Here is a 26645-nt window from a genome sequence, read left to right as displayed (position 1 = left end):
TTTAAATATAAAAACGGCCACCTTTACTGTAGGTGGCCGTTTTTTATCTAGGCAATAAAACCGAAAGAGGGATTATTGAGCTTGTTCTTCAGCTTGACCTGCTTGGATAGCAGTTAGAGCAACAGTGTAAACAATGTCGTCTACCAATGCGCCGCGAGACAAATCATTTACTGGCTTACGCATACCTTGAAGCATTGGGCCAATAGATACTAGATCTGCTGAACGTTGCACGGCTTTGTACGTCGTGTTACCCGTGTTCAAGTCTGGGAATACGAATACTGTCGCTTTACCAGCAACAGGAGAGTTAGGCGCTTTAGAAGCTGCCACATTTTCCATGATTGCTGCATCGTACTGTAGAGGACCATCAATGATAAGATCAGGACGTTTCTCTTGAGCAATACGAGTTGCTTCGCGAACTTTATCTACGTCTGCACCTTTACCAGAAGTACCAGTAGAGTAAGAGATCATAGCAACGCGAGGATCAATGCCGAATGCTTTAGCAGAATCCGCTGATTGGATTGCGATTTCAGCCAGTTGTTCAGCGTTTGGATCTGGGTTGATTGCACAGTCACCGTATACCAGTACTTGATCAGGCAGAAGCATGAAGAAGATAGAAGATACGATAGACGCTTCAGGAGCCGTCTTGATGATCTGGAATGGAGGAACGATAGTATTTGCTGTGGTGTGAACTGCACCAGATACTAGGCCGTCAACTTCACCACACTCAAGCATCATAGTACCTAGGAATACAGAGTCTTCTAGTTTTTCACGAGCAACAACTTCCGTCATGCCCTTCTTCTCACGAAGTTCTACTAGACGAGCAACGTAGTTCTCACGAACAGCATCAGAGTCGATGATTTGAACGCCAGTACCTAGTTCTACACCTTGCTGCTCTGCAACACGGCGGATTTCGTCTGGGTTACCAAGAAGCACACATTCAGCAATGCCGCGCTCAGCACAAATAGATGCTGCTTTTACTGTACGTGGCTCATCACCTTCAGGAAGTACGATACGCTTGTTAGCCATACGTGCAAATTCAGTTAGCTGGTAACGGAATGCTGGTGGGCTTAGGCGACGGATACCGTCAGTGCCTTCAGATAAAGAATCAATCCACTGGCCGTCAATGTGGCTTGCCACGTGATCTTTAACGAACTCAACACGCTCTTTATCGTCTGCAGGTACTTCTAGGTTGAAGCTCTGTAGGTTAAGAGAAGTCTGCCATGTGTTACCTGGTGCTGTGAATACCGGAAGGCCAGTTGCAAATGCACGCTCACACAGAGTCATGATTTCAGCAGGTACTTCGTAACCACCAGTCAGTAGCATAGCGCCGATTTCGATACCGTTCATTGCAGCAAGACAAGCGGCAACGATAACGTCAGGACGGTCAGCAGAAGTAACAAGCAGTGAACCTGGTTTGAAATGCTCAATCATGTGTGGGATAGAACGAGCACAGAAAGTAATACTCTTGATACGACGAGTATTCATTTCACCTTCGTTAATCACTTCAGCATTCAAGTGCTTCGCCATATCGATCGCACGTGTTGCGATTAAATCGATGCTCCATGGCACACAGCCAAGAACACGGATAGGGCTAGAGTTGAACAGCTGCATAACTTCAACATTTGTTGGTTTTGTTGCATCTGCGTCATCGAAAATTTCAGATAGATCTGGGCGTGTACGGCCAGCATCATCAACAGGCGCATTTAGCTTGTTTACAATTACGCCAGAAATTTGCTTGTTTTTAGTGCCACCGAAGTTAGAACATGCAACTTCAATGCGCTCTTTAAGCTGTGCTGGATTATCTGTGCCAGGTGTTGCAACAAATACGATTTCTGCACCAAGCGTTTTGGCGATTTCGTAGTTGATCTGGTTTGCGAATGGTTGCTTACGAGTAGGTACTAGACCTTCGATTAAAGCAACTTCCACATCTTTTGTTGCTTCTTTATAACGAGCAACGATTTCTTCAAGTAATACATCGCTTTGATCATTACTGATTAGCTTCTCAGCGTGAGACATTGCAATTGGTTCAGCAATGTTCATGTCGCTGTTAGAGCGAATGATAGTTGATGTTAAATCAGGCTGAGAACCACCGTGACGTGGCTGAGCGATAGGCTTAAAGAAAGCAACACTTACGCCTTTACGCTCCATAGAACGTAGGACACCTAAACTAACACTGGTAAGACCAACACCAGCACTAGCAGGGATAAGCATAATAGTACGAGACACAGGATAATTCCTCTACACTATTTGGGGCAAAAGCTTCGTATACAGACTACAAAGCTATAAAAAGAAGAACTGGCTAACCTAATTAAGCATAGATTAGCCAGTAGACACTGAGATTAGATTTCAGCTAGACGAGCTGTATCTTCAGCGATAACTAACTCTTCGTTAGTTGAGATAACCATTGCTGGTACGCGGCTGTTTGCAGTTGTGATAGTACCTTCACCACCGAAACGCGCTTTAAGGTTTGCTTCACCATCAACTTCGATGCCGAATACGCCAAGACGGTTTAGAACCATCTCACGGATAGGGCCAGAGTTTTCACCGATACCACCAGTAAATACGATAGCGTCTAGACGGCCTTCTAGAGTTGCTGTGTAGCCAGCAACATATTTAGCTAGACGGTGACAGAATACGTCCATTGCACGAGTTGCTTCTTCTTTAGTACCGTAGTTGTCTTCAACGAAACGACAGTCAGAAGTTACTTCAGTAAGACCAGCAAGGCCAGACTCTTTAGTTAGCATGTTGTTGATTTTCTCAACAGAGTAACCTAGCGTGTCGTGTAGGTGAAAGATGATTGCAGGGTCGATGTCACCACAACGAGTACCCATTACAAGACCTTCAAGAGGAGTTAGACCCATAGAAGTATCTACAGATTGGCCGTTCTTGATTGCACAAACAGAAGCACCGTTACCTAAGTGACAGTTGATGATGTTTAGCTCTTCAACTGGCTTCTCAAGAATGTTTGCACACTCACGAGTAATGAATAGGTGAGAAGTACCGTGCATGCCGTAACGACGGATACCGTGCTCTTTGTATAGGTTGTACGGAAGAGCGTATAGGTAAGCTTCTTCAGGCATAGTTTGGTGGAAAGCAGTATCAAATACAGCAACGTTTTTAAGTGCTGGGAATGATTTTTGAGCTGCTTTAATACCAATGATGTGCGCAGGGTTGTGAAGAGGAGCAAGAGCTGCACAATCTTCGATGCCTTTAAGTACATCGTCAGTGATAAGTGCTGACTTTGTGAATTGCTCACCACCGTGAACAACACGGTGACCGATAGCCGCGATGTTTTCAGAAAGCTCTGGCTTAGAAGCAAGGATAGTTTCAACCATGAAAGCAAGTGCTTCTTCGTGAGCTGCACCGTTACCTAGTTGTGCTTCGTGCTTGCCGTCAAGTTTCCACTTGATGCGAGCTTCAGGAAGCTGCAAACATTCAGCAAGACCAGTCAGGTGCTCTTCACCTGATACTGCATCAACAACTGCAAATTTAAGAGAAGAACTACCACAGTTTAAAACTAAAACCAGCTTAGACATGAGTTACTACCTGTTATTCGTCTGAATATAAAATTCAGTAAGTATGAAAATTAATCACAAGAATAGACGAGTTTTGTATCAACAAGCCTATTCTCGGTCAAAAAATCGTTAATTTCCGTATATTGAAACACAACGCGAATGCTGTGTGCTTTCCTTGCATTCATCAAACAAAGTTGCCTTATTAGTCAATAAGGGCAACAATGAAAATTGGAGTGCGCGTAGGATAGCGATTGTGCGCCAAGATAACAAAAAGATTTTGAAAAAATATTAATTTTAATCAAGTTTGTTATCAGTTTTTTTGAAAAGTTATAGTTTTTTTTGAGTGGGAGGGGCGATATGAGCGAAAAAAGCTTTTTATACCGTTTTCGAGATGGTCAGAAATATATGGACATGTGGCCACTGCGAAAAGAGTTAGCGCCTTTATTTCCAGAGCAAAGAGTGATCAAGGCCACTCGCTTTGCAATTAAAGTTATGCCTGCTGTTGCAGTTATTAGTGTTCTTACACAAATGGCATTTAATAACTATGATGCGTTGCCACAAGCCATTGTGATGGCGTTGTTTGCTTTGAGCATGCCACTACAAGGTTTTTGGTGGTTAGGTAACCGTTCAAATACGCAATTACCGCCAGCGCTAGCCGGATGGTATCGAGAATTACACCAGAAAATTATTGAAAACGGCGGTGCTTTAGAGCCTTTAAAAGCTCAACCTAGATATAAAGAGTTAGCGAAAGTGCTTTCTCGTGCATTTAAACAGCTAGATCGGTCGGCGCTGGAGCGCTGGTTTTAACGGCTTTTTCTTTCTCTCTTCTCTATTCATTAAAGCAGGTGTTTACGCACCTGCTTTTTTTTATCCGTAGTTTTTCTTTAAATACCCCTTCTTCATACCTTCCTTTTTAATATGAATATATCAGCATATTTGAGAGAGAAGGTGATTTAGTTTACGCATTATCTAAATAACCAAAAATAAATGTTAATAAAATGTATATTTATTGGCGGTTTTTTGGGATAAATAGAAAAGACGACGAAGTTTGTCTAATAATTAAAAGGCGTCACAGGAAGATGACGCTCGCGCAAACAATAAACAAATCGCAATAAGACCAAGGAGATAACATGAAAGCGTCGAAGATTATTACCGCAGCGTGCATCGCTGGATCGCTTTTATTGGCACCGACGACCGTTTTGGCAAAAATGGCTAAAGTTGCTGTTTCACAGATTGTTGAACACCCAGCACTTGACGCCTCTCGTCAAGGCTTATTAGATGGTTTAAAAGCAAAAGGCTATGTTGAAGGGGAAAACTTAGAATTTGTTTATCAAACGGCACAAGGTAACCCGGCTATCGCAGTGCAGATTGCTCGTCAGTATGTGGGGGAAAAGCCAGACGTGTTAGTAGGTATTGCAACACCAACCGCTCAAGCATTGGTGGCTGCTACTCGCTCAATTCCCGTTGTGTTTACGGCAGTAACAGACCCTGTTGGTGCTAAATTGGTAAAAAATATGGATAAGCCGGGTCGAAATGTCACGGGGCTGTCCGATCTGTCTCCGGTAGCGCAGCATGTCTCTTTGATTAAAGAGTTATTACCAAATGCTAAATCCATTGGTGTGGTGTACAACCCAGGGGAAGCAAATGCCGTGACATTGGTTGATCTCTTAAAGAGTGCTGCGAAGAAAGAAGGTTTAAGAGTTGTGGAAGGTACGGCATTAAAAAGTGCAGACGTTCAAGCTGCAACGCAGATTGTCGCATCTAAGTCGGATGTGATTTATGCCCCTACAGACAACACCGTAGCAAGCGCCATTGATGGCATGATTGTGGCGGCTAATCAAGCGAAAACTCCCGTATTTGGCGGTGCCACATCATACGTAACAAACGGTGCTTTTGCTGGCTTGGGTTTTGATTACTACCAAGTTGGTGTTCAAACCGCCGATTATGTCGCCGCTATTTTAGATGGTCAAAAGCCGGGTGAGATTGCGGTTAAAGTAGCAAAGGGCTCTGATCTTGTTTTAAATAAAGCTGCTGCCAATAAGCTAGGGATTTCTTTCTCATCTGATGTATTAGGCCGTGCAACGAAAGTACAAGAGTAACTATAAATAATACAGGGTGTGTTACCTGCTTACAGTGCAAGTAAGCAGGGGTAGTATCTAGGGAGAATACATGTCTGCTTTTGCTTTTTTTGGCACCTTAGAAATCGGCTTAGTATACGGGCTGGTGGCTTTGGGTGTTTATCTTACCTTCCGCGTGCTCGATTTCCCCGACTTGAGTGTTGATGGTAGCTTTCCTATGGGCGCTGCAGTAGCGGCTACCGCGATTGTGTCTGGGGTTAATCCATGGATCGCAACAGGAATGGCAATTCTAGCCGGAGGGTTAACTGGGCTTGTTACTGCGTTTCTTGCTGTACGTTGTGGGATCTTGCATTTGCTTGCCAGCATCTTAACCATGATCGCCGCGTTTTCGATTAATATTCGCATCATGGGGCGTCCCAACATTGCATTGTTAGGTGAAGATACAATTTTAACGCCATTTGAGAACATGGGGGTTGATCCTATGTATGTTCGCCCATTGGTGGTTGCGGTTTTGGTTGCCTTGAGTGCTTGGTTCATTGTCCGATTATTAGCCAGTGATTTTGGGTTGGCCTTGCGTGCTACGGGCGTAAATAGTCGTATGGTGAAGGCTCAAGGTGGTAGTACTGGTTTCTATACTTACTTCGGTTTAGCGCTGTCGAATGCGTTCGTAGGCTTCTCTGGGGCGTTATTTGCGCAAACCAACAGTTTTGCGGATGTTACTTCAGGTGTTGGTACTATTGTGGTGGGGTTAGCGGCGGTCATACTTGGCCAGACACTGATTCCAGGACGTAAAATTTGGGTAGCGGTTGTTGCGGTTATTCTGGGCTCTATTCTATACCGTTTAGCGGTAGCTTTTGCATTAAGTTCCGGCATGTTTGGTATGCAAGCCTCTGATCTTAATTTAATCACGGCGGTTCTGGTTGCTGTTGCGCTAATTGCACCAAAAATGAAAGGAAAACTGCGCGCAAAAAAGTCGCAAACGCAAAGCCTAAAAACCAGTAAGGAGGTGTCATGATCCAGTTGGAAGATATTCAAGTCACCTTCAATCAAGGGACTATTTTAGAGAACCGAGCATTAAGAGGGATCTCGCTTGAAGTACCGGAGCATCAGTTTCTCACTGTTATAGGTTCAAATGGGGCTGGTAAGTCGACTTTACTTGGTGCTGTGAGTGGGGAAACACCCATGGTGGGTGGTCAAGTGGTGATAGGTGGCCAAGATGTTACCTCGCAGCATGTTCACCAACGTGCTCGGTTAGCCGCAAGAGTATTTCAAGACCCTTTGGCGGGGACATGTGGTGAGCTGACCATTGAAGAGAACATGGCGTTGGCGTACAGCCGAGGTAAAAGCCGTGGTTGGAAGCTGGCTTTATCTTCTAATCGTAGAAAGTTGTTCCAAGAGCGGATCAGCATTTTAGGATTAGGGTTAGAAGATCGTCTAGGTGATAGTATTGGACTGTTATCTGGCGGTCAGCGACAAGCGGTAAGCTTAGTCATGGCGACCTTATCGGACAGCAAACTTCTATTGCTCGATGAGCACACTGCTGCATTAGATCCACGTATGGCTGCTTTTGTTATTGATTTGACGAAAAGGGTTGTCACAGAGTTTGATTTAACCGTAATGATGGTAACGCATTCGATGAAAGATGCGTTGGCATGTGGTGATCGTACTGTGATGTTACACCAAGGAGAGATTGTACTGGATGTTGCCGGGGAAGAACGAGCGAATATGGAAGTAAAAGATTTACTGGAGATGTTCAGCAAAGTTCGTGGCGAAGAATTGGCAGATGATAGCTTACTTTTGAACTAATAAAGCGTGACTTAATAAAGAGAAAAATAGGCAGACTTGAACTGCCTATTTTTTCACTTTTATAACAATTTCGTATACAAAACTGCAGTATTCCTCTCTTTTTTATTCGGCATTTATTAGTAGAGTAGAGCCACCTAAATCAGATGGATAAAGTAATGACAAAGCAAGGAACGCTGGCTGGGATGTTGGCGATTTTAATGTGGAGCCTAAGTGTCGCCCTATTTAGAAGTATTTCTGAAATCTTAGGCCCTGAAGCAACAGGGGCTGCTGTATATACCTTGAGCGCTGTATTTATTTTTCTTGCTCGTCGTGAACTTGGTATGAAAGGGGAGTCGAAACGGTATCTAATTGTGTGTGGTGGGTTATTTATCTTTTATATGGCAGCTTTCGCCCTAGCCATTGGTTTTTCCAATAATCACCAACAAACGTTAGAGATTGGGCTTATCAATTACCTCTGGCCGAGCTTAACCTTATGTTTGGCCATCCCTATTCATAAACAGCAAGCAAGGTGGTGGTTAGTTCCTGGTATTATCTGTTCTCTAGTTGGTGTGGTGCATGTGGTGTCCGGTGGACAGGGGCTTGATATTGCTAGCATGAGTCATAATATTATCGCGAACCCTTTGCCTTATGGGTTAGCGTTTGGTGCCGCGCTATGTTGGGCTTTGTATTCTAATCTAACTCGACTCTGGTGCCGAAACCGTGGAGCATTAGCGTTTTTTTTGTTGCTGACTTCTATCGTGATGTGGCTACAAGCGTTTTGGGTTGGTGGCGTTGGAACACTGACTTGGAAAGCGGCATTTGAGTTGTTATTACTTTCTGGGACTTGTGCGTTGGCGTACTCGTGTTGGGATTTGGCGATGCAGAAAGGTAACTTAACATTAGTCGCAGCCTTGTCTTATTTTACCCCTTTACTGTCGATTTTAGTGGCTGCCTTGTGGCTTGGTGTATCACCTGGTATCAGTATGTTTGAAGGGTGTGTATTGGTGGTACTAGGTTCTTTACTATGTTGGTCATCAACAAGATCTCCTCGCTCTGGGCCTAGAGCATTATCTTGGCAGGAAGAAAGCTAAAGTTGATAGTGACCATAAAATAAAGGCATGGATTTCACACTCATGCCTTGCCGACAAGTAAGAAATTATTTACAGGTTAGTGTTTTATTACGCTTACCTATATGTTTCATTGAAGCCATCATGCTTTCGTGACTTACAAAACGTTTCGGTAGGTTTAGGACCTCTAAACGATAATCTTCACTGTTTTCTGCTAGTGGATTTTGTTTGCTGGTTGGACTTACTAGAACCACATTTAACTCCGGATTTCGGGCTTTAATACTGGCTGCTGTGCCTAGTCCATTTTCAATATGAAACTTTCCGGCAATGTGCATGACCTGTTTTGTTGGGTTCTCTGCTAAGTAATCCACAATGCTGTCGGCCATGGTTTCATCCCAAGTGATTTGAGCTGCAAACTGTTTTAGGGTTTGCTCTTCATTGCCATGGTGCATGGAGGCCAAAAATTTTTTTCTGTATGGACTATCTTGTATTGAAATTGTGTCTGCTAGCCATTGTCTCTCTTCTGTATCCAGCTTTTCTAGGTAGTCAATGCCTTGTCTACCAATACAGCGCACGGTGGTTTTCGGGGCATTAGCGGCAATGATATCAAGCTGATTGGCTTTTGCGTACTCCACTAAGGGGCGGTAATCACTTTCGTAGTTTGGCCATGCGCTGCCTTTTTTTATTAATAATTGTTCCCCGATCTTCCCTTCTAAATATAGGTTAACGATATCTTGGTTATCTCGGGTGAATTGTTCCATAGACAGAGCAACCTTGGAGAAATTAAGGTGCAGCGCTTGTAATAAGTCGGTTTGAAAACGATGAATACCCGGGTGAGTGTGCCATTCTCCAACTAGGATCACATCGGCGTTGCTTAATGTGTTGGCAAAATCAGCAACAGTAATGTCATTTCCTTGAGGAGTGTGTAGCTGGTAATCATAAAATGTGTTGACGGGGGTGGCCGTGGTCGGCTCGATAGAAGCAGAAGCGCAGCCTGTTAAAGCATTGAGCGCGAGAATAGCCAGTAATGTTTTTTTTGGTGATAGCCAAGATTTCATAACAACTCCACTTGCCTGATGTATATACCAATTATAGGGGCCAGATAGTAGTGGAGTTGTTGTACTTTATCAATCTAAATGAGAATTAATTACAGTTCGGTTTGAGCCTTATGCTTTTCGGTACACTCGAAGCATGAAGTCAGCTTCACAGCTGAACTGTTCTTGACTGGAGAGCCTTGTTTTTAGATCTTCAGTCGCCTTCCAAGCAAATGGTGTCATCTGGAGTAAATTCAGTGCTTGTGCTCCTGATAAGTCCATCATGTATGACAACTTTTTCTCTTCTTGTAGGTTGAACCCTTCAATATTTTCTGGTGTTTCAGGGTGGAGCCTAACGTCGTCGTACACTTCTGCGCGCAGCTCGTATAAATGACGGCTTGCTGGTGTGACAGTGATAATCACACCATTATCTTTGATTGTTCGTTGTAACTCTTCTTGCTTGCATGGCGCATAAATACGTACAACTGCATCTAAAGATTGGTCCGAAAATGGCAACTTATGGCTGGAAGCGACACAAAATTGGCTATTTTGATAGCGTTTAGCGGCATAGCGAATAGCGATTTTTGAGATGTCTAAACCAAAAACTTGTAAGTGTGGAAGTGACGTTAATTGGTTAGCGATTTCTGTGGTGTAGTAACCCTCACCACAGCCAATGTCCAGTAGCTTAGTGGCATCATCTGATAAATTATCAGCACAAAGCTGAGCAACCGCTTGTTGCATTGGTTGGTAATGGTCTGCTTCTAGGAATGCACGTCGTGCCTGCATCATTTCTTTATTGTCACCCGGATTTTTAGAGCGTTTGTGATGAGCTGGCATCAGGTTTACATAGCCTTCTTTTGCCATATCAAACTGGTGATTATTATCGCAACGTAATTGTTTATCGTTGTGAGTAAGAGTGTGCTGACAAAGTGGACAAAGAAAAGACATAGCGTGACCTAATTGAAAATAACCGGGCAAGTCTAATCTCTGGGCTTAGTTGGGGCAAGGCGTGTTCATTACTCTTGTGGTTCTTTTTGGTTTTTTAGGGATAACCTTGATGGTTATTTTTGTTGTTATTGATAATAAAAATGTTATCTAGTTCAAATTTATTAAGTGTTATTTTTCAATGTGAATTAAATCGAAATAGGTGTTCAGTGTTTGTTCAGTTAGGTCGGGTATCTTGAGTTTATCAAGAAAATACTAGGCAATTGATGGATGGATTGCTCGACTTTTTCCCAATAAATACAGTTCCTTATGTTTGTTTTTGAGCATAAGAAACTAGAAAGTAAGGTGACTTTCTTTGGGAGCTGAGGTAATTAAAATGAAAAAAACATTATTAACATTAACTCTTCCTGCTGCTCTAATATCTGGTACTGCAATGGCAGATTCTTCTTATGTGACGGGTAATGCTCAGTTGCATTCAGATGGTATTCATGGCTCTAACGCCACATCGACATTAGAAGCAGGCCATACGTTTGATAATACTTATGGTGGCTTTACTGCTTACGCTGAGATAGATGGTATTCAATTAGGCACAATTCAAACGGGAGATGACTCTCCAGGCCAAGTTGGCGCTGGTTTAACTGTAGGTGGTGAACAGTCTTTTAATCTTTCAGACAAGTTGTGGGTTGCAGCAGGTTATCAGCACTTAATGAGCTTAGGTAAAACCGTTCAGTACCGCCCATTAGTGAAGATTGGTTATAACTTTGATAACGGGATTGCTTTGTCAAACCGTACTCGTGCACACATTGATGCAACGGATACCAATAATGACATGGATCTGCGCATGGATAACCGGATTGGCTATGATGTGACCGATATGGATCTGACACTAAGTTATAATAATGTGTACGTTATTGCAGGGGACACAGAGGCGGGTGCATCTCGTGATAATACGATGGATCATGAGCTTCGAGCTACGTGGACTCGTTCTGGTGTTCAACCGTATTTTGAGTACCGTAACCAATCTGACAATAATAACAATGCGTTCGTATTTGGTGCTTCTTACGGTTTCTAATCCACTTCAATGCTCTCGTGGAGGAAGCATTGAAACGATAGAAATAAGCACAAAGGAAAAGACCTGCCATCGTGCAGGTCTTTTTCTATGCAGTTCACTATATTATTAAGTGTTTTTCTTTTAAGTGCGTTATTCTTAAGCGCACTAAGCGTTGAATATTTGGCTAAGCTCTGTTGCACAAAGGTGGTATTGACGTGGACAGTTACGCCAGACGGCTAACATACGGCGGTACTTATCCAGCATTGGCATCTGGCTGTTAAAGTGATGATCGGCCTTATCAAATTGAGGGTATAGACCTTCAGAACCAGTTAGGAAGCGAACATAATTAACGTGTTGAGCTTCAGAAGCAATATCAAAACCTAAAAATTGTAAACGACGCTGATCCACTTCTTTGCGCTCAGTCTCTGATAACATTTTGTTTGATTCTTGCATCGCGTGATACATTTCCATGAAATCGATCACTTCTCGGCACTTTTCTTCAGATAGACAACCAAAGTCTTTGTCTAGCTCTCTGATTTGTAATGCATAACCGCGCTCAACAATCGTTTGTTGTCGTTGGTATTTTTCTGCATTTTCAGGATCCATTTTTGCCATTAGGTAGTATTGATTAGACAGAATCAGACGTTGAGCATTAGTCATTTCCATAATAGGGCCTCAAAAATTTATGTATCAATCTACAGGCAAGATTAGCAGCCATGTGGCACGTGATAACATGATCTCAACACATGTTTTGTAGGATTTTTACATAAAAATTGAGGCTCACTTGCGCTATTTTTTATCGTTAGGATGCTGATATAAATATTGCCGATCAGAAAACGTACGAATCCACTCTGGTCTAAAAATAGTTAATAGAGTAATCGACATTCCGTTTAAAAGCCCTTCCGGAAACAGCAGTAGAGGTAGAAACACGAGGTAGTTGTCCACAATACTGTGCCAAGTATGAATACCTGCAAAATACAGCCAACCAGAGGTAAGAAGAAGTTGAATAGCAATATTTAAGGCACCGTTAAAAAAGCCTGCGACAAAGATAAAAACGAACAAGTTACGCGGTAGGTAATGAAAACTCAAACTAAAGACGCTATAGCTTAACAACGCAGGTAATACTGTGTTTATCAGGGCATAAACACCTAAATCTGCTGTGGAAACAAAGCCAAATAGTGCTAAAGCGGCAATTGGAACTGTGCTGATTAGAACCGCAATGCGCCAACCATGCGTTAAAGTGAGCACTGTCATGGCAAGAAAGTGTACATCTAACCCTTCCTTAATACCTGCTCTTAGACCCCAAAGAATAAATAAGAAAATACAGCTCGAAAACACGATGTGCTGATAGGTTTTTTCTTGTTTTAGTTTTGGAATAAATTCAGCAGGGAAAAACTTTATGAGTATTCCAAGCCAGAAGAACCAGCCTAACCATTGTAGTTCAGTCATGTTAATTGTTGGTAAATTAATCGATTATTCAGTTGTAACAGCAATTGAGGAAAAATACGAATACTAACCATGAATAGAAAACCCAGTAAGAAAGCCGATGTAGGTATATTGAAAGAAACTTTCATTAAATATGGCTCTAAAAATGAAAGGTGATTAATAAATCAACAAGGTAGTGTGAAGGGCTTCTAAAAAGGCAGCGCTGAGAAAGAAAAATAGAGTTCTAATATATGTAGTTAGGTTATTCATTCATAAATGAAAATATTAATAATGGAACTGTTTGATTATAATTTCACTGAGTGTTGTTTCTAGAAAATTACATGCATATAAAGAATTTCAGCTAAATTTATAACGAAGTCCCTAGTTGGTTAGGCGTTGCTGTAGAGGTAATTATGTATAAAGAAGTCTTTTTTTATGAGCCAGAAGATTTACACGGGTATCTTTCTAATTTTGCCCCTGTAGAAGTGAACCTTGAAGGTCAAATATGGGCAACAAGCGAGCATTATTACCAGGCTCAAAAGTTTCATTGTCCTGAGCTACAAGAAAAAATACGAAATGCAAAAACACCAGATATTGCTTTTCAGCTCAGTCGTGAATACGTCAGTGATGTGCGAGAAGATTGGGAAGATATTCGTAGTGAGGTAATGAAATTAATTGTATCTGAAAAATTTAAACAAAATCCCCAAATTGCAGATAAATTAATCAGCACTGGTAATTGCATAATTAAAGAACATTCGCATAAAGATAACTTTTGGGGCGATGGGGGGGATGGCAGTGGCCGTAATGAACTCGGTAAAATCTTAATGGATGTTCGTGATGAGTTAGTCAGAGAACGCTCAAGTAATACGGTTCAGTTTGTCGAAAAAGCTAAGCTCCCAACTCAATGGGGCACTTTTATGATGCATGGTTTTTATGAGCCGGATACGGGAAAAGAGCATTTGGCCTTAGTGTATGGTGATTTAGAGCCAGATACTCCGATTCTGATACGATTACATTCAGAGTGTTTAACTGGTGATGCCTTGTTTAGTGCTCGTTGCGATTGTGGTTTTCAATTATCAAAAGCCCTAGAAAACATAGTTGAAAATGGCAGTGGCGTATTATTGTATTTGCGTCAAGAAGGGCGAGGTATTGGCCTTTTGAACAAAATTAAAGCGTATAACCTACAAGATGACGGAGCCGATACGGTTGAAGCGAATGAAGCCCTTGGCTTTGAAGCTGATATGAGGAAGTACGATTTTTGCAGAGGTATGCTGAACTTTCTAGACATTAAGCAAGTGCGCTTGATGACAAATAACCCACGTAAGGTCAAAGCACTTAAAGATGTCGGCATTGAGGTGGTTGAACGTGTTGCGTTAAAAGAAGGAAAGAATCCGCATAATGTGGGCTATTTAAACACCAAAGCCACCAAGTTAGGGCATATGTTTGTGCCTTACGATGTTAATAAAGCTTAATAAACCTAGTTGCCAATAATAAAAAGGCAGTGATTAAGCTGCCTTCTTATTATAGTAAGTTCATTAATTAAATTTACTATTACTGGTATTTTTGAACTATTTTATTTAACTTTCCATTTTGATTCATTTCCATTAGACGAGAATCAATATATTTTTGTAATTCTGGTTTCATGTTTGGATCGTAGGCTAAGTGAATTTGATAATCAGGGATCACTGAACCAAAGTATTGAAGGCTGTATTTTTGTAGATCTTTATTTTGCTGCATTAGGTTATATTTTATTCGTGTATCCATTTCTACAAAGAAAGACTCTCCTGCTAATCTTTCAACAACTTTAAAGGCCGCACGATAATCTTTTACCCGTAATTCGTTCAAATGCCCTGAATCAATATAAGGTTGTAGCCCCGGATATTGAAAGCCATCCAACAGTACCGCTATTTTGCCTTTCATTTTATCGATACCTTCGAATTCAAAAGGTACTTTTTTACTACTTAACAAAGCATGCTGAACTTTATATACTGGAATAGAAGATAAATTCTCTCCTTGTAAGCCTCCCCAATTAGGGCTGCCATAAGTGACCCAATTAGGATAATTATCTGATGCAAGTTGTATCATCATCCTATTATAGGGGAATGTATTGTAACTGAGGGAGTAGTTATTGTTCTCAAATACCGCTTCAACAATTTCTGTAATTATCCCTTGGTGTTGCTGATTATTTGTTTCAATTTGGAAAGGACGAGCTTGTTTTGAAATGACAAAATACGGAACATCACTGGCCCAAGAACTGGCCGAGAAGCTTATTGATATTATTGAAGTTATTAGAGCTGGTGGTATTGAGCTTTTTATCTTCATTTTGTTCCCTCTAGGCAGCATTGAATACATTTTTATGCTAATAATTAGATATTAGAATAATAGCGTCGGGTTTGCATGATTACTCGTTTTAGAGTTGGCTCAAAGAAAAAAGTAGGCATCGGTAGGCAACTAGTTAGTTGGATTTTACTAGTAAGTTCAATTTTTACTTTTGCTATTACTTGCTTGAATCTTTTCCTCGATTATGACCAAGAGGTCGATAGCATACATACTCGCATGGATGAAATTCAAGGGAGTTATCTATCGAGCCTGACGGCAAGCTTATGGGTGGAAGATAGAGAGCAACTGGCCATGCTCTCGTCTGGTTTATTACATTTACCTGATGTTCATTATGTAAAAGTCAGTGATCAGTTTGAAACGATCATTGAATTAGGAACCCCTCAAAATGAATATAAACTCACAGAACAGTGGCCAATGAATTACCACGTAAATGGTAAGAAATATGAGATTGGTATGCTGTATGTTGAGTCCAGCTTAGTGACTGTTTATGAGCAGTTGTATGAAAAATTTACCTTTCTGTTAATTACTCAAGCGATAAAAACCTTCATTATTACCGCCTTTATTATGTTTATTGTGTATCAGATTATTGGTCGTCATCTGGTGCACTTAACAAAAGAATTAAATAACCAGGAGGATGGAACACCTAATCCGGTTACTATGCTGCCAAAGATGTTTGATGATGAAATATCCACATTAGCGGAAGGGTATAATCAATCTGTTGAAAAAGTCCGACATTATAATAATGAGCTGGTTGAAGCCAAACAGGTCGCGGAAGATGCCAACCGGAAAAAAAGTGAATTTTTGGCGAACATGAGCCATGAAATTCGTACTCCTATGAATGGTATTATTGGTTTATCTGCGTTATTGCAATCGACATCTTTAGATCAGCAGCAACGTGAATACATCGATATGCTGCATACAAGCTCTCTCTCTTTGTTGGATATTATCAATGACATACTCGATTTTTCAAAAATAGAGGCGGGTCAGTTAGAGCTTGAAAATGCCGATCTGAATGTATTTGAGGTGTTTAAAGACATTGAAATCCTGTTCCAGTTGAAGGCTTCGGAGCAAGCTGTGAAGTTCTCGTGTGAAGTGGACAGTAATATTAGCCCTTTATTAATTGGTGATCCTACCCGTTTACGACAGGTGTTGATCAACTTAGTGGGTAACGCCTTGAAGTTTACCAGCGATGGTTTTATTGGTGTTAGTGCCCACTTGCTTCAGGAAGATTCTGATCATTTAACGATTCGTTTTTCAGTGAAAGACACCGGGATCGGCATTCCTAAAGATAAGCAATCACTTATCTTTGAAAAATTCCAACAAGCGGATGGTAGCACCACCAGAAATTATGGTGGTACAGGGCTTGGTTTGGCTATTTGTCGTCAAATTATTGATCTGATGGGTGGCGATCTTAAATTAGACAGTGAAGTCGGTTTAGGGAGCACATTCTATTTTGATGTGAAATTGGAACGCTCTAACCTGTCAGAAGTGGATTTGTATGACAGTCAGCTTTTTGAAGGTATTTCGATTCTGTTAGTGGATGATAGCAAGCTCAATATGCGTATTACCAGTGCTCAACTTGAAGAGTTTGGAGCGTCAGTGCATTGTTGTGGTACAGCGCAAGAAGCTTTGCTGAACATTGAAAAAGGCATTAATAGTTCAAATCCAGTTGATATTGTCTTGCTAGATAAAATCATGCCGCATATGGATGGCTTTTCATTATCGAAAAAAATTCGTCATCAATTTAATGATCAAAGTCCTATTTTGCTAATGATAACGGCAGCACCTGATAAAGAGGACAGCCAGCAAATCAGAGATTGTCAGCTTCGTGGCTATTTAGCTCGTCCCTATCGCTTGACGGATCTGAAACTATTGTTACAGAGGGCGCTAGGACGACATAATAAATCTGAGCATAATGTGCTTAGTCCTGCGATCGGTGATACCAGCTATGGATTACAAGTAAGTCGTGAGAATGTGGCGGTCAGTAATGATATTTCACTGTCTATTTTGGTGGTGGAAGATACTCATGTTAATCAGAAAGTCGCGGAAGCCATGCTCACCAAGCTTGGCCATGAAGTCACTATTGCTGAAAATGGGCTGGTGGCAGTGGATCTGTGGAAAAGCCACGACTACGACTTAGTATTCATGGATTGCCAGATGCCTGTATTAGACGGTTTTAAAGCGACAGAGAAAATCCGTGAGCTTGAAGCTGCTAGAGATGATCATATCATGGCAACCCCCATTATTGCTCTTACTGCCAATGTTACCGTTGAAGAGCGTAAACGTTGTGCCGATGCGGGTATGAACGACTTTATTTCTAAACCAGTAAGGCAAACGGTCTTGGCTAGCTTTATTGATATTTACTCAGAACAAATCGTTGCCGAGCGTAACAGTTCCAGCACATCTTCAGTGTAACTCTTGGAACTTTCACCCTATGAAGTTGAGCAAAGTAATTAGATTACTCCAGTGTTATTATGTTTTTTAACAGTATCTGCAAAGTGTGGTATTTCTGTGTGTTCAGCACATAAAACCCAAAGCTAATGGATGTGGAACTTAGTTAGAGTAAAGGAATAACACGTGTCTCAATGGAGTAAATTAAGCTTTCGCCGCCGTTTATTACTAGTCATGACCCTATCTGGTTTAATTGAGCTGATGATCTTATCGGCGGCAGGGTTTAGCTACATCAAATACTGGGAAGCGACAGATTCAGGTGAAAAAGCCCTTGGCATTGCTAAATTCTTGGCGGACTCTCCAACAGTCCTAAAGGCGGTTGAATCCAATCAGCCTGATTTGATAGCACATAAAATTGAGCGTTTAAGAGCTTCCATTGGTGCGGCATTTATTGTTGTAGGCGATAAACATGGGATCCGTCTTGCTCACCCCATCCCAGAACGTTTAGGTCTCCCTATGAGAGGAGGCGATAACGACAAAGCGCTTAAAATGGGTTTGTCGTATGTCTCTTTTGCTGAAGGCTCTTTAGGTAAATCGGTTCGTGGCAAAACACCAATCTTTAACCACCGAGGTGAGATCATTGGGGTTGTCTCTGTGGGTTATTTGCTGACGAGCATTCACGACAAAGTAGAGCCGTTTTTATTGTTTTTGATTGGGATGGCCCTTCTGGTGGTCTTAGCTAATGCGATTTTGTCGAACTATGCTGCTCGTCGTTTTCAGAGGGCTATTTTAGGCTTTGAACCTGAAGAAATTGGCCGTTTATACGTCGAATTAGACGTGACCTTAAGTACCCTTCGAGAAGGGGTGATCAGTATTGATGCTGATGGTAATTTGCGATCCATTAACCGCAGTGCGTGTGAAATTTTAGGCATTGATGAGCAGCAGGCACTGGGTAAGCCTTTATCTCAGGTGTTGCCAGACAGTGATTTAACTAAGTTATTGATCACCCATCAATCTGAGCATGACACAGAACTATTGCTTAATGGGCAAGTTGTGGTCGCCAATCGTGAGCCCCTACTGATGAATGGGGTGATCGTTGGGGCGGTATCGAGCTTTCGTCTAAAAGATGAAATTTCGGAGCTGACAAAGCAATTATCCCAAGTTCGTGAGTATGCTGATTTGCTTCGTTCTCAAACTCATGAACACCGTAACAAGCTTAATACGATCAGTGGTTTAGTTCAGCTTGGGAAAACTCAAGATGTACAGCGATTAATTGGTCAAGAAACCGAGCACTATCAAAACCTGATTCAATTTTTACGAGAAGCGGTTAGTGATCCGGTCATCGCGGGCGTGATCTTAGGGAAAAGTGAGCGAGCAAGAGAACTCGGCTTATCATTAGAGATTGATGAAGGGACTCGGTTGGAAGTATTGCCAACGCGTGTGCGCTCAGAAGACATGGTGACCATCATTGGTAACTTAATTGATAATGCTTTTGAGGCATCATTGACACATGATGGGCAACCTAATCTAGAGCATAAAACCGTGCAAATTAGTGTGACCGATTATGGCCGAGAATTGATCATTGAGGTGGATGATCAGGGCTGCGGTTTACCTGCGGATGTTAATCCAGACACGTTAACCCAGCGTGGTGTTTCCAGTAAATCAGCCAATAATCGTGGAGTCGGATTATATTTAGTGAATCAATTGGTTCAGCGTTATCAAGGCCAGTTAGTCATGGAAAATAAATCAACACAAGGAACGAGGATGACAGTTTATATCCCCAAGGAAATCCAACATGCGTGATGCTAATAACATGGCAGATCAAACAACGGTCATCACACAGGTTTTGATCATAGAAGATGATGTGGCCATTGCTGAGGTTCATAGGCGCTATTTGAGTCAAATGGAAGCCATTGAAGTCATTGGGATAGCAACATCATGTATGGAAGCGAACACGTTATTAGATGTACTAAAACCAGATCTTGTTTTGTTAGATGTGTACCTGCCTGATGGAAATGGGCTCGATATTCTGCGCCAGTTGCGTCAGCACCAACAATCGTGTGATGTGATTTTAATTACTGCGGCTAGGGATGTGGATACCTTACAAGAGGCCATGCGTGGCGGAGTGGTGGATTATTTATTAAAGCCTGTCATTTTCTCTCGCCTAGAGGCGTCATTACAAAAGTACCTTGAACAAAAGCGTAAATTACACATGGCCTCCGATTTGGATCAGAGTGTGGTTGATGCCATGCTCACCAGTCGTGACAGTACTCCAGTCACCACTCAGAAGCGGTTACCAAAAGGGATTGATGGGGTAACACTGGATAAGGTTCGAGCTCTGTTTTCTGAGCGAACAGCAGTCACCGCTGATGAAGCTGGGGAGCTGATTGGAGCGAGCCGTACCACTGCAAGACGATATTTGGAGTATCTGATTACATCCGGTGAGGTCGAAGCCGATTTAAACTATGGCACGGTGGGAAGACCAGAGCGAACGTATCGAGTGGTTTCTTAGTATTTTTTGACCATGGTCCGTGACTTAGGCATTGGAAACAAAAGACGAAAATAAAAAGGCTGAACAACCACTTGTTCAGCCTTTTTGATTATTGCGTATACCACCTTGAAATGTATCTACGGTTTAACGTTTTCTACCGTTGGGGCTGGCTTTATCTTTTTCCATAATGCCATGAAGACAGGGGCAAGCAGTACCACCACTGCTAATGCTGTGAACGATAGGGTAATAGGACGCTCCCATAGGAAGCTGAGCTCGCCGTCACTGATCATTAGTGCTCGTCGTAAGTTTTCTTCCATTAATCCACCTAGAATAAAGCCAAGTAACAAGGGGGCGAGTGGGAAGTTAGCTAGTCGAAGGCCGATGGCTCCGATAGCCACTGCCAGCATAATGAAGACATCCACCGTATTAAAGGAGACTAAGTACACCCCCGTGATTGAGAAGAACAGAATCATAGGCAGTAATACCGTTCTTGGGATCATCAGTAGCTTAGCGATGTATGGGATAAGCGGTAAGTTTAAAATCACCAATACAATGTTACCAAAGTACATAGAGATAATGACTGACCAGAAAATATCAGGGTGATCGACAAACAAGCGTGGGCCAGGTTGAATACCGTAAGCGATTAGTGCACCAAGCATAATGGCCGTTGTACCAGAGCCAGGAATACCCAGCGTCAGTAGCGGGACAAATGAACCACTTGAAGCGGCATTGTTAGCTGATTCTGGAGCCACTAAGCCACGAATGCTGCCTTTACCAAATTCTTCACGTTTTTCTTTTGGTGCGATATTACGTTCCATACCGTAACTTAAGAAAGCGGCAATGGTTGCCCCTGCACCAGGTAAGACGCCAGTGAAGAAACCTAAAATGGAGGAGCGAACAGCCACAGGAGCAACTTCTTTCACTTCTTCTTTCGTGACCTTCATGCTGCCAAGCTCATCCAGTTTTTGGCTTTCTTCATCACGCGTGTCTTTTGCCGGTTTTAGTACCCCCATGAGGGTTTCACCTAAGGCAAAGGTGGCCATGGCCAGCAGTAAGAAGCTAAAACCATCCATTAGATCAGTCAGTCCAAAAGTGAAACGTTCAACGCCGACACCTTTATCAATACCAACAGTAGAGAGCATCAAGCCTAATACGGTCATCATCCATGCTTTTACCACTAAACCTTTACCAGCAAAGGCAGCAACTGCAGAAAGGCCAAGTAACATTAAGGCAAAGTAATCAGAAGATTGGAAGCTGAGTGACACACTAGCAAGAGCTGGAGCTGCGACTAATAGCATGATGGCTGAAAGCGTGCCACCAGTAAAAGAGGAGTAAGCTGCAAGGGCCAGTGCTTTACCTGCTTGGCCTTTTTTAGCCATTGGGTAGCCATCAAAGGCGGTTACCACCGTAGAAGAACACCCCGGTGCGTTGATTAAGATTGAGGAAGTTGAACCCCCAAAAACAGCGCCATAATACACACCCGCCATCAGGATCAGACCTGAAGCGGGATCTAACCCGTAGCTAATTGGGATCATCAAGGCAATGGCTGAAATAGGCCCAAGCCCTGGTAACATGCCAATAAAAGTGCCGACAAAACAGCCGATCATCACCATCATTAAGTTGGTTGGCATGACTGCGGTTGAAAGGCCCGCTAAAATTCCATCTAACATATCCGTGTCTCCTACCAAGCCGTAAAGAGGTTGCCAGGCTCAAGGTAAATATCTAACCCTTTTGTCAGTAATAACCAAAAGGCAAGGACAAAGGGAAATGAAGCGCCAAACAATACTTTTTTTCTGCGCTCACCAAGTAAATAAAAACCACCGAGTAAGAAAAGGCTGGTGGCCAACACAAATCCTAACCATGTCAGGCCAACGCCATAGGCTGCCATTAGGACTAAAAAGCTGATTAATAAACGCCAATTTAAATTGGATGGTAATTGGCCTTGTTCTTCAGGTTTTGCGGTGACTAATAAAATCAGTGATAAGCCAATACCAGCAAAAGTAAGTAGGTATGGCAGAGTTCTTGCGGTAAACGGTTCGTACTCATCACCAGGGAATAAAGGGATCAGGCTGGTTTGGTATCCATAACATAAGCTGACCGCTAAAAAGATTAATGCGCCGATTCTGTCTCGACATAACAGCGAAGAGGTCGTTAACTGCATAGGTTCTCTCCATGTCCTTGAGCTGAAATAAGAAAGGAAAAATAAGCTGCATCAAACCAAACTAACTCATTAGTGTTGGGCAAGGAGAGTTCCGTATCCGGGGAACTGATAGTTGATGCAGCTTACGTCTGGCACTGTAGCCAGACAAAGGCGGTGCGAGTGTATTCGTTACTTAAGGAAACCTAATTCACGCATTAGATCGCCCATTTGTTTCTCTTGATCTTCAAGGAATTTGTAGAAGTCTTTATCGGCTTTGTAGTTGTCAATCCAGCCATTGCGGTCACGAACGGTAGCCCATTGCTCTGTTTTGTACATTTTGCTCAGAGCTTGGTTCCACTCGTCTAGCTTTTCTTGGCTTGTGCCTGGAGCGGCAAAGAAACCACGCCAGTTCGCAAATACGGTTTCGTTACCATATTCTTTTAGTGTTGGAATGTTTGGTGCTGCTGGTAAGCGCTCCGGTGCTGTGACTGCCAGTATGCGAACTTGGCCATTTTTCGACATTTCCAGAACTTCGCCTAAGCCTGTTGAAAGCAATTGAGTTTCACCGGAAAGCAGGGCTGCCATGGCTTTACCACCAGCATCGTAGGCGATATAACGAACTTTTCTAGCATCAAAGCCTTCACCTTTAAACGCAGCTGCCACAACAAGATGATCCATGCTGCCACGTGCTGATCCGCCTGCGATTTTTACAGAACGTGGGTTTTCTTTAAAAGCGGCAGAGACTTGCTCCCAACTTGTAAATTTGGAATCCGCAGCCACCACGATGGCACCGTAATCGGCGATGGTTGCAGCTACTGGTGTGAGATCACGGAAAGATTGGGGAAAAATACCGGTGAGTGAGCGAACAACAATAGGAGTGGAGTTCACCATTAAGGTGTCTTCTTGACGTTTCGCCGTTTCAATTAAGTGTGCAATGGCTTTACCACCACCACCGCCAGACAAGTTTTGAAAAGAGACTTGCTCAACCAAATCTGACTTGATGAGAGCGTCACCAGTACCACGAGCGGTCATATCCCAGCCGCCGCCAGCACCACCAGGGATCAAAAAGTGGAGTTTTTCTAGTTCACTAGCAAAAGCAGAACTTGAAAGGGTGGCAATACTCGCTGCAATCATTGATGCGGTAAATCGCTTTTTGAAAACCTTAAGCATGACTCACATTCCTTATGTGTAGGTTTATAGTAGTTATAAATCGCTTTGAACCGAGGGTTTGACGTTCAAAGGTTAAGGAAAAGTTAAATGCAAGTGATGGAAATGGCTAGATAGCGTCGATAAAAAGAATATTGGCTATAAAACCAATTCTGTTCATAAAGTTCACGAAGGGAATAATGAGGTAAATATAGATTGGGCTGATGTGAATATCAGCCCAATAATAAACGTGATTTTTGACAGTCTAATGACGGCTTAGTACATCACATTATCGTGGTATTTATTTAAAATAGTGACAATGGCTTCCATACTTTCTTTCGAAGGTGGGTTCACTCCTTCTAATGGGTATTCATGGCCTAGTGCTTCCCATTTATGAGCGCCTAATTTATGGTAAGGCAGCAGCTCCACTTTTTCGATGTTGTCCATGTCTTTAATGAATTCGCCTAACATATGGGCAGCTTCTTCATCATCCGTATAGCCTGGCACTACCACATATCGGATCCACGTTTTTTGCCCAATTTTGTGTAAGTAGCGAGCAAAATCTAACGTGCGGCGGTTGGAAACACCGATTAGATCTTGGTGGATTTCATCTTTCATGTGTTTGAGATCCAGCATAACCAGATCAGAGGCTTCCAGCACTTCATCCACCACATCAGTGTGCTTACGAATGTAGCCATTGGTATCTAAACAGGTGTGAATGCCTTCGGCTTTGGCCGCTCTGAAAAAGTCTCGGACAAATTCTGGTTGCAGCATAGCTTCACCACCAGATGCGGTAACACCACCACCGGATGCTTTCATGAAATGACGGTAGCTTTTAGCATCGTTAATGATTTCATCAACAGTCACTTCTTTACCATCGTGAGTATCCCACGTATCTCGGTTATGACAGTATTTACATCGCATTAAGCAGCCTTGTAAAAAGACGATAAAACGAATACCCGGACCATCGACGGTACCACATGATTCAAATGAGTGAATACGGCCTGTAACTGACATAACGTGTACTCCAAGAAGGTAATCTGCTGTGCGTTATTTTATTACAAAAAGTAGGGATAATGTAGTGATTACCAGTAAGAAAATGTCATAAAAACAAAATACCAACCCCCCTTAGGTTCATAAAATCTATTGCTGCTTCCATGAATACTGCTATGTTAATAAAATGATATAAGTGTAAATAACTTGGTTGCTATTATAGCGGTGGCCGTTGGAGGTTATATGAGCACAGTAAACGTGTCTCAAAAGCAAAAATTGACAGCTGCGGTGGTTGTCTTGCTATTTGGGTTCGCGATCCTTGGAGGCTATACAGCAATTAGCCTAAGCCACATGAGTGAGCAAATGATACAAAGTAATCGACTTTCAAGTGCGGTTGCTACTCTTAAATCAACGGAAGTTCAATTGCTTAAGTTAGCTGGCAGCTTAAATGACATGGATGTGAGCAAGATACCTAAGGCAAAGTCAGATTTAAAAGAAGTTCAAAATAGCGTTAAAAACAACCAGCAATCTTTGATTAATTTTGATCTCCCAAGTGAAGCTACCAAACTTGAACAAGCGTTGAGTGGTTATATAAAAGCCTTTAATCCTTGGTTAGAGCTAAGGTCTGAACTCGGGTTTAATGTGGAAGATGGCAAGCTTGGAGAATTAAAAACATTAGCGTCGACAATTGAAGCAAAAATTAAAGAAACCGGTATGGTGACGCTAGATTCTGATTTTCAGAATATGATCAAAATGCAACAAAATTACTTATTACTTCCAACTGAAAAAAATAAAAAGCTTTTTAATCGGGCGCTCGGTGCGTTTGTTAGTATGTCGAATGTTTACGCTATGCTCGATTTGTACGAAAAAGAGATTGAACAGTTTAAAGTGACCTTTGTTCGAGTCAGTGAATTATCACAGCAACTTGGTCAGTTAGAAGATCGCCTTTTTAATAGTCAAGAAAATGTATTGTCGACGATTGATAACGTGGATTTAAAATTAGAAGCGATGGCGGAGTTATATCAAGACCAATCTAGCGACGCAGCCTCCACCACACTGGTTTCTACCACTGTTGCTTGTTTTATTTTAGCGGCGATCACCCTGTCTATCTTCATGACTTTAAGTATTAGCATTACACGAGCTTTAACCCGTACGACAGGGGTGTTGGAAGCCATGTCCAGTGGTAATCTAAGCCAACGGTTATCTATTACAGATAATGACAAAGATGAATTTAACCGCCTTGCGATTGCGATCAATCAAACGTGTGAGAATCTCGGTCAGCTGGTGAGCAAAGTACAGCAGAGCAGTGGCGACTTATCAAAAAATGCCACTGAGTTGAACCAAACGGTGGATTATTTGGTTAATAGTCAATCTGAGGTAGTGGAACAAACTCAAGTGCTTGCGTCCGCGACCGAAGAGGTGAGTGTGACCACTCAAGAAGTGTCGAACAGCTTATCCATGGTGGCCGAAGTCAGCAAAGAGTCCAGTCGGTCAGCAGAAGATGGGGGGGAAGTGATTACCTCAGCCATTACATCATTGGAAGATGTGGGAAAAATTTTAACGGCAGCAGCAACACATATTCAGCAATTGGAAGAGGCGTCCAGTAAAGTAGATTCGGTGATGGAAATAATCAATGGCATTGCAGAGCAAACTAACCTTCTAGCATTAAATGCGGCAATAGAAGCGGCAAGGGCGGGGGAACAAGGGCGAGGGTTTGCTGTGGTAGCGGATGAGGTTCGAAATCTTGCTGTACGTACGGTAACAGCCGTTGGAGAAATTTCAGGCACTATTGATACCATGAAAAAAGAAAGTGCAGAGGTGATCCAGTATATTAGCCAAAGTGAAGAGTCGATGGAGCTTGGTTTAAAGCGTGGCCATGAAGCGATGAATGCTATTAAAGGGATCATTCAAAAAGCGGATGAAGCCAACCACCAGACAGAGTTGATTTTTGAATCCATAAAAGAACTCGCGGTAACGAGCCATTCCATGGCAGACAGCATGACACAAATCTCTGCAGCCATGAAAGACAGTGATGACAATAACACGCTACTTCGAGAGAACAGCAAAGCTGTTGGTGATCGTTCACACAACCTGAACGAAGATTGTAAGCAGTTTTCGGTCTGAATTTAGCTGTAGTAGCTGGCTTAAAAATAAATATTAAAACGCAATAAATGTTAAAAAGCCCAGCACATGGTGGTGTGCTGGGCTTTTTCATTTATTGTTTAATCGCGGTGAATCTGACTG

22 protein-coding genes are annotated in these 26645 nt (G+C 42.3%); 11 read left to right on the top strand and 11 right to left on the bottom strand.

What is annotated here, in order from left to right:
* Positions 1-72: 72 nt before the first annotated feature.
* Both pta and MHO82_RS22050 read right to left on the bottom strand, forming a co-directional pair.
* A complete protein-coding gene (pta, locus tag MHO82_RS22055; RefSeq protein WP_239187946.1) occupies positions 73-2226 on the bottom strand; it encodes a phosphate acetyltransferase in 2154 nt (717 codons plus the stop codon).
* A 113-nt stretch (positions 2227-2339) separates the two neighbouring features.
* A complete protein-coding gene (locus MHO82_RS22050; protein WP_239187944.1) occupies positions 2340-3536 on the bottom strand; it encodes an acetate kinase in 1197 nt (398 codons plus the stop codon).
* Positions 3537-3872: 336 nt separating this feature from the next.
* Between MHO82_RS22050 and yfbV the strand changes: the two genes are divergently transcribed.
* From yfbV to yddG, 5 genes are all read left to right on the top strand, one after another.
* Positions 3873-4322: a terminus macrodomain insulation protein YfbV gene (gene yfbV, locus MHO82_RS22045; protein WP_239187942.1), complete on the top strand. Its 450-nt coding sequence runs from the start codon at positions 3873-3875 to the stop codon at positions 4320-4322.
* A 323-nt stretch (positions 4323-4645) separates the two neighbouring features.
* On the top strand, positions 4646-5614 hold the full coding sequence (locus tag MHO82_RS22040) for an ABC transporter substrate-binding protein (protein ID WP_239187940.1): 969 nt from the start codon (positions 4646-4648) through the stop codon (positions 5612-5614).
* A gap of 70 nt (positions 5615-5684) precedes the next feature.
* Positions 5685-6608: an ABC transporter permease gene (locus MHO82_RS22035; protein ID WP_239187938.1), complete on the top strand. Its 924-nt coding sequence runs from the start codon at positions 5685-5687 to the stop codon at positions 6606-6608.
* Positions 6605-7399: an ABC transporter ATP-binding protein gene (locus tag MHO82_RS22030; protein WP_239187936.1), complete on the top strand. Its 795-nt coding sequence runs from the start codon at positions 6605-6607 to the stop codon at positions 7397-7399. The genes MHO82_RS22035 and MHO82_RS22030 overlap by 4 nt, the downstream gene beginning before the upstream one ends.
* 155 nt (positions 7400-7554) lie before the next feature.
* Positions 7555-8469: an aromatic amino acid DMT transporter YddG gene (gene yddG, locus MHO82_RS22025; protein WP_239187934.1), complete on the top strand. Its 915-nt coding sequence runs from the start codon at positions 7555-7557 to the stop codon at positions 8467-8469.
* 65 nt (positions 8470-8534) lie between these two features.
* On the opposite strand, the gene MHO82_RS22020 is transcribed toward yddG, so the two are convergent.
* On the bottom strand, positions 8535-9503 hold the full coding sequence (locus tag MHO82_RS22020) for a ChaN family lipoprotein (protein ID WP_239187931.1): 969 nt from the start codon (positions 9501-9503) through the stop codon (positions 8535-8537).
* A gap of 108 nt (positions 9504-9611) precedes the next feature.
* Complete coding sequence (rlmA, locus tag MHO82_RS22015) at positions 9612-10427, bottom strand: 23S rRNA (guanine(745)-N(1))-methyltransferase (RefSeq protein ID WP_239187929.1); 816 nt, start codon at positions 10425-10427, stop codon at positions 9612-9614.
* A 373-nt stretch (positions 10428-10800) separates the two neighbouring features.
* Here rlmA and MHO82_RS22010 point away from each other — a divergent pair, with 373 nt between their 5' ends.
* Positions 10801-11496: an oligogalacturonate-specific porin KdgM family protein gene (locus tag MHO82_RS22010; protein ID WP_239187926.1), complete on the top strand. Its 696-nt coding sequence runs from the start codon at positions 10801-10803 to the stop codon at positions 11494-11496.
* Positions 11497-11640: 144 nt separating this feature from the next.
* Here the strand turns inward: MHO82_RS22010 and MHO82_RS22005 are convergent, their stop codons facing one another.
* Together MHO82_RS22005 and MHO82_RS22000 are read right to left on the bottom strand one after the other, a co-directional pair.
* Positions 11641-12141: a YfbU family protein gene (locus tag MHO82_RS22005; RefSeq protein WP_239187923.1), complete on the bottom strand. Its 501-nt coding sequence runs from the start codon at positions 12139-12141 to the stop codon at positions 11641-11643.
* Positions 12142-12264: 123 nt separating this feature from the next.
* Positions 12265-12924 carry an energy-coupling factor ABC transporter permease gene (locus tag MHO82_RS22000; protein ID WP_239187920.1) on the bottom strand — a complete coding sequence of 220 codons (660 nt, stop codon included), beginning with the start codon at positions 12922-12924 and terminating at the stop codon, positions 12265-12267.
* A 389-nt stretch (positions 12925-13313) separates the two neighbouring features.
* On the opposite strand from MHO82_RS22000, the gene ribA reads away from it, so the two are divergent.
* Positions 13314-14372, top strand: coding sequence for a GTP cyclohydrolase II (gene ribA / locus MHO82_RS21995; RefSeq protein ID WP_239187918.1), 1059 nt, complete (start codon positions 13314-13316; stop codon positions 14370-14372).
* 79 nt (positions 14373-14451) lie between these two features.
* Here ribA and MHO82_RS21990 read toward each other — a convergent pair whose 3' ends face one another.
* Complete coding sequence (locus tag MHO82_RS21990; protein ID WP_239187916.1) at positions 14452-15222, bottom strand: transporter substrate-binding domain-containing protein; 771 nt, start codon at positions 15220-15222, stop codon at positions 14452-14454.
* Positions 15223-15297: 75 nt separating this feature from the next.
* On the opposite strand from MHO82_RS21990, the gene MHO82_RS21985 reads away from it, so the two are divergent.
* The 3 genes from MHO82_RS21985 to MHO82_RS21975 all read left to right on the top strand — a co-directional run bounded on the left by MHO82_RS21985 (position 15298) and on the right by MHO82_RS21975 (position 20143).
* Positions 15298-17655, top strand: a complete 2358-nt coding sequence (locus tag MHO82_RS21985) for a response regulator (RefSeq protein WP_239187914.1) — start codon at positions 15298-15300, stop codon at positions 17653-17655.
* Between the two features lie 210 nt (positions 17656-17865).
* Positions 17866-19434, top strand: coding sequence for a sensor histidine kinase (locus MHO82_RS21980; RefSeq protein ID WP_239187984.1), 1569 nt, complete (start codon positions 17866-17868; stop codon positions 19432-19434).
* Positions 19435-19444: 10 nt separating this feature from the next.
* The gene (locus MHO82_RS21975; protein WP_239187981.1) at positions 19445-20143 is read left to right on the top strand and encodes a response regulator; all 699 of its coding nucleotides are present in this window, start codon (positions 19445-19447) and stop codon (positions 20141-20143) included.
* 116 nt (positions 20144-20259) lie between these two features.
* On the opposite strand, the gene MHO82_RS21970 is transcribed toward MHO82_RS21975, so the two are convergent.
* The 4 genes from MHO82_RS21970 to pflA form a co-directional block, all read right to left on the bottom strand.
* Complete coding sequence (locus MHO82_RS21970) at positions 20260-21792, bottom strand: tripartite tricarboxylate transporter permease (protein ID WP_239187912.1); 1533 nt, start codon at positions 21790-21792, stop codon at positions 20260-20262.
* Positions 21793-21803: 11 nt separating this feature from the next.
* On the bottom strand, positions 21804-22283 hold the full coding sequence (locus MHO82_RS21965) for a tripartite tricarboxylate transporter TctB family protein (RefSeq protein WP_239187910.1): 480 nt from the start codon (positions 22281-22283) through the stop codon (positions 21804-21806).
* Positions 22284-22451: 168 nt separating this feature from the next.
* Positions 22452-23432 (bottom strand): tripartite tricarboxylate transporter substrate binding protein, encoded by a 981-nt coding sequence (locus MHO82_RS21960; RefSeq protein WP_239187908.1) that lies wholly within the window; start codon positions 23430-23432, stop codon positions 22452-22454.
* A 252-nt stretch (positions 23433-23684) separates the two neighbouring features.
* Positions 23685-24425, bottom strand: coding sequence for a pyruvate formate lyase 1-activating protein (gene pflA / locus MHO82_RS21955; protein ID WP_239187906.1), 741 nt, complete (start codon positions 24423-24425; stop codon positions 23685-23687).
* Positions 24426-24644: 219 nt separating this feature from the next.
* Between pflA and MHO82_RS21950 the strand changes: the two genes are divergently transcribed.
* Positions 24645-26525 (top strand): methyl-accepting chemotaxis protein, encoded by a 1881-nt coding sequence (locus tag MHO82_RS21950; RefSeq protein ID WP_239187904.1) that lies wholly within the window; start codon positions 24645-24647, stop codon positions 26523-26525.
* Positions 26526-26645 lie beyond the last annotated feature (120 nt).

This window comes from Vibrio sp. Of7-15 (assembly GCF_022347565.1).
In the GTDB taxonomy this organism is placed as follows: domain Bacteria; phylum Pseudomonadota; class Gammaproteobacteria; order Enterobacterales; family Vibrionaceae; genus NORP241.
The sequence above is the reverse complement of the archived record's forward strand: the minus strand, read 5'-3'. Positions and strand labels throughout refer to the sequence as shown.

Excerpts from the sequence above, each read along its gene's own strand:
- MHO82_RS22050 (WP_239187944.1), bottom strand. The coding sequence starts at position 3,536 with ATGTCTAAGCTGGTTTTAGTTTTAAACTGTGGTAGTTCTTCTCTTAAA.
- yfbV (WP_239187942.1), top strand. The coding sequence starts at position 3,873 with ATGAGCGAAAAAAGCTTTTTATACCGTTTTCGAGATGGTCAGAAATAT.
- MHO82_RS22040 (WP_239187940.1), top strand. The coding sequence starts at position 4,646 with ATGAAAGCGTCGAAGATTATTACCGCAGCGTGCATCGCTGGATCGCTT.
- MHO82_RS22035 (WP_239187938.1), top strand. The coding sequence starts at position 5,685 with ATGTCTGCTTTTGCTTTTTTTGGCACCTTAGAAATCGGCTTAGTATAC.
- MHO82_RS22030 (WP_239187936.1), top strand. The coding sequence starts at position 6,605 with ATGATCCAGTTGGAAGATATTCAAGTCACCTTCAATCAAGGGACTATT.
- yddG (WP_239187934.1), top strand. The coding sequence starts at position 7,555 with ATGACAAAGCAAGGAACGCTGGCTGGGATGTTGGCGATTTTAATGTGG.
- MHO82_RS22020 (WP_239187931.1), bottom strand. The coding sequence starts at position 9,503 with ATGAAATCTTGGCTATCACCAAAAAAAACATTACTGGCTATTCTCGCG.
- rlmA (WP_239187929.1), bottom strand. The coding sequence starts at position 10,427 with ATGTCTTTTCTTTGTCCACTTTGTCAGCACACTCTTACTCACAACGAT.
- MHO82_RS22010 (WP_239187926.1), top strand. The coding sequence starts at position 10,801 with ATGAAAAAAACATTATTAACATTAACTCTTCCTGCTGCTCTAATATCT.
- MHO82_RS22005 (WP_239187923.1), bottom strand. The coding sequence starts at position 12,141 with ATGGAAATGACTAATGCTCAACGTCTGATTCTGTCTAATCAATACTAC.
- MHO82_RS22000 (WP_239187920.1), bottom strand. The coding sequence starts at position 12,924 with ATGACTGAACTACAATGGTTAGGCTGGTTCTTCTGGCTTGGAATACTC.
- ribA (WP_239187918.1), top strand. The coding sequence starts at position 13,314 with ATGTATAAAGAAGTCTTTTTTTATGAGCCAGAAGATTTACACGGGTAT.
- MHO82_RS21990 (WP_239187916.1), bottom strand. The coding sequence starts at position 15,222 with ATGAAGATAAAAAGCTCAATACCACCAGCTCTAATAACTTCAATAATA.
- MHO82_RS21985 (WP_239187914.1), top strand. The coding sequence starts at position 15,298 with ATGATTACTCGTTTTAGAGTTGGCTCAAAGAAAAAAGTAGGCATCGGT.
- MHO82_RS21980 (WP_239187984.1), top strand. The coding sequence starts at position 17,866 with ATGACCCTATCTGGTTTAATTGAGCTGATGATCTTATCGGCGGCAGGG.
- MHO82_RS21975 (WP_239187981.1), top strand. The coding sequence starts at position 19,445 with ATGGCAGATCAAACAACGGTCATCACACAGGTTTTGATCATAGAAGAT.
- MHO82_RS21970 (WP_239187912.1), bottom strand. The coding sequence starts at position 21,792 with ATGTTAGATGGAATTTTAGCGGGCCTTTCAACCGCAGTCATGCCAACC.
- MHO82_RS21965 (WP_239187910.1), bottom strand. The coding sequence starts at position 22,283 with ATGCAGTTAACGACCTCTTCGCTGTTATGTCGAGACAGAATCGGCGCA.
- MHO82_RS21960 (WP_239187908.1), bottom strand. The coding sequence starts at position 23,432 with ATGCTTAAGGTTTTCAAAAAGCGATTTACCGCATCAATGATTGCAGCG.
- pflA (WP_239187906.1), bottom strand. The coding sequence starts at position 24,425 with ATGTCAGTTACAGGCCGTATTCACTCATTTGAATCATGTGGTACCGTC.
- MHO82_RS21950 (WP_239187904.1), top strand. The coding sequence starts at position 24,645 with ATGAGCACAGTAAACGTGTCTCAAAAGCAAAAATTGACAGCTGCGGTG.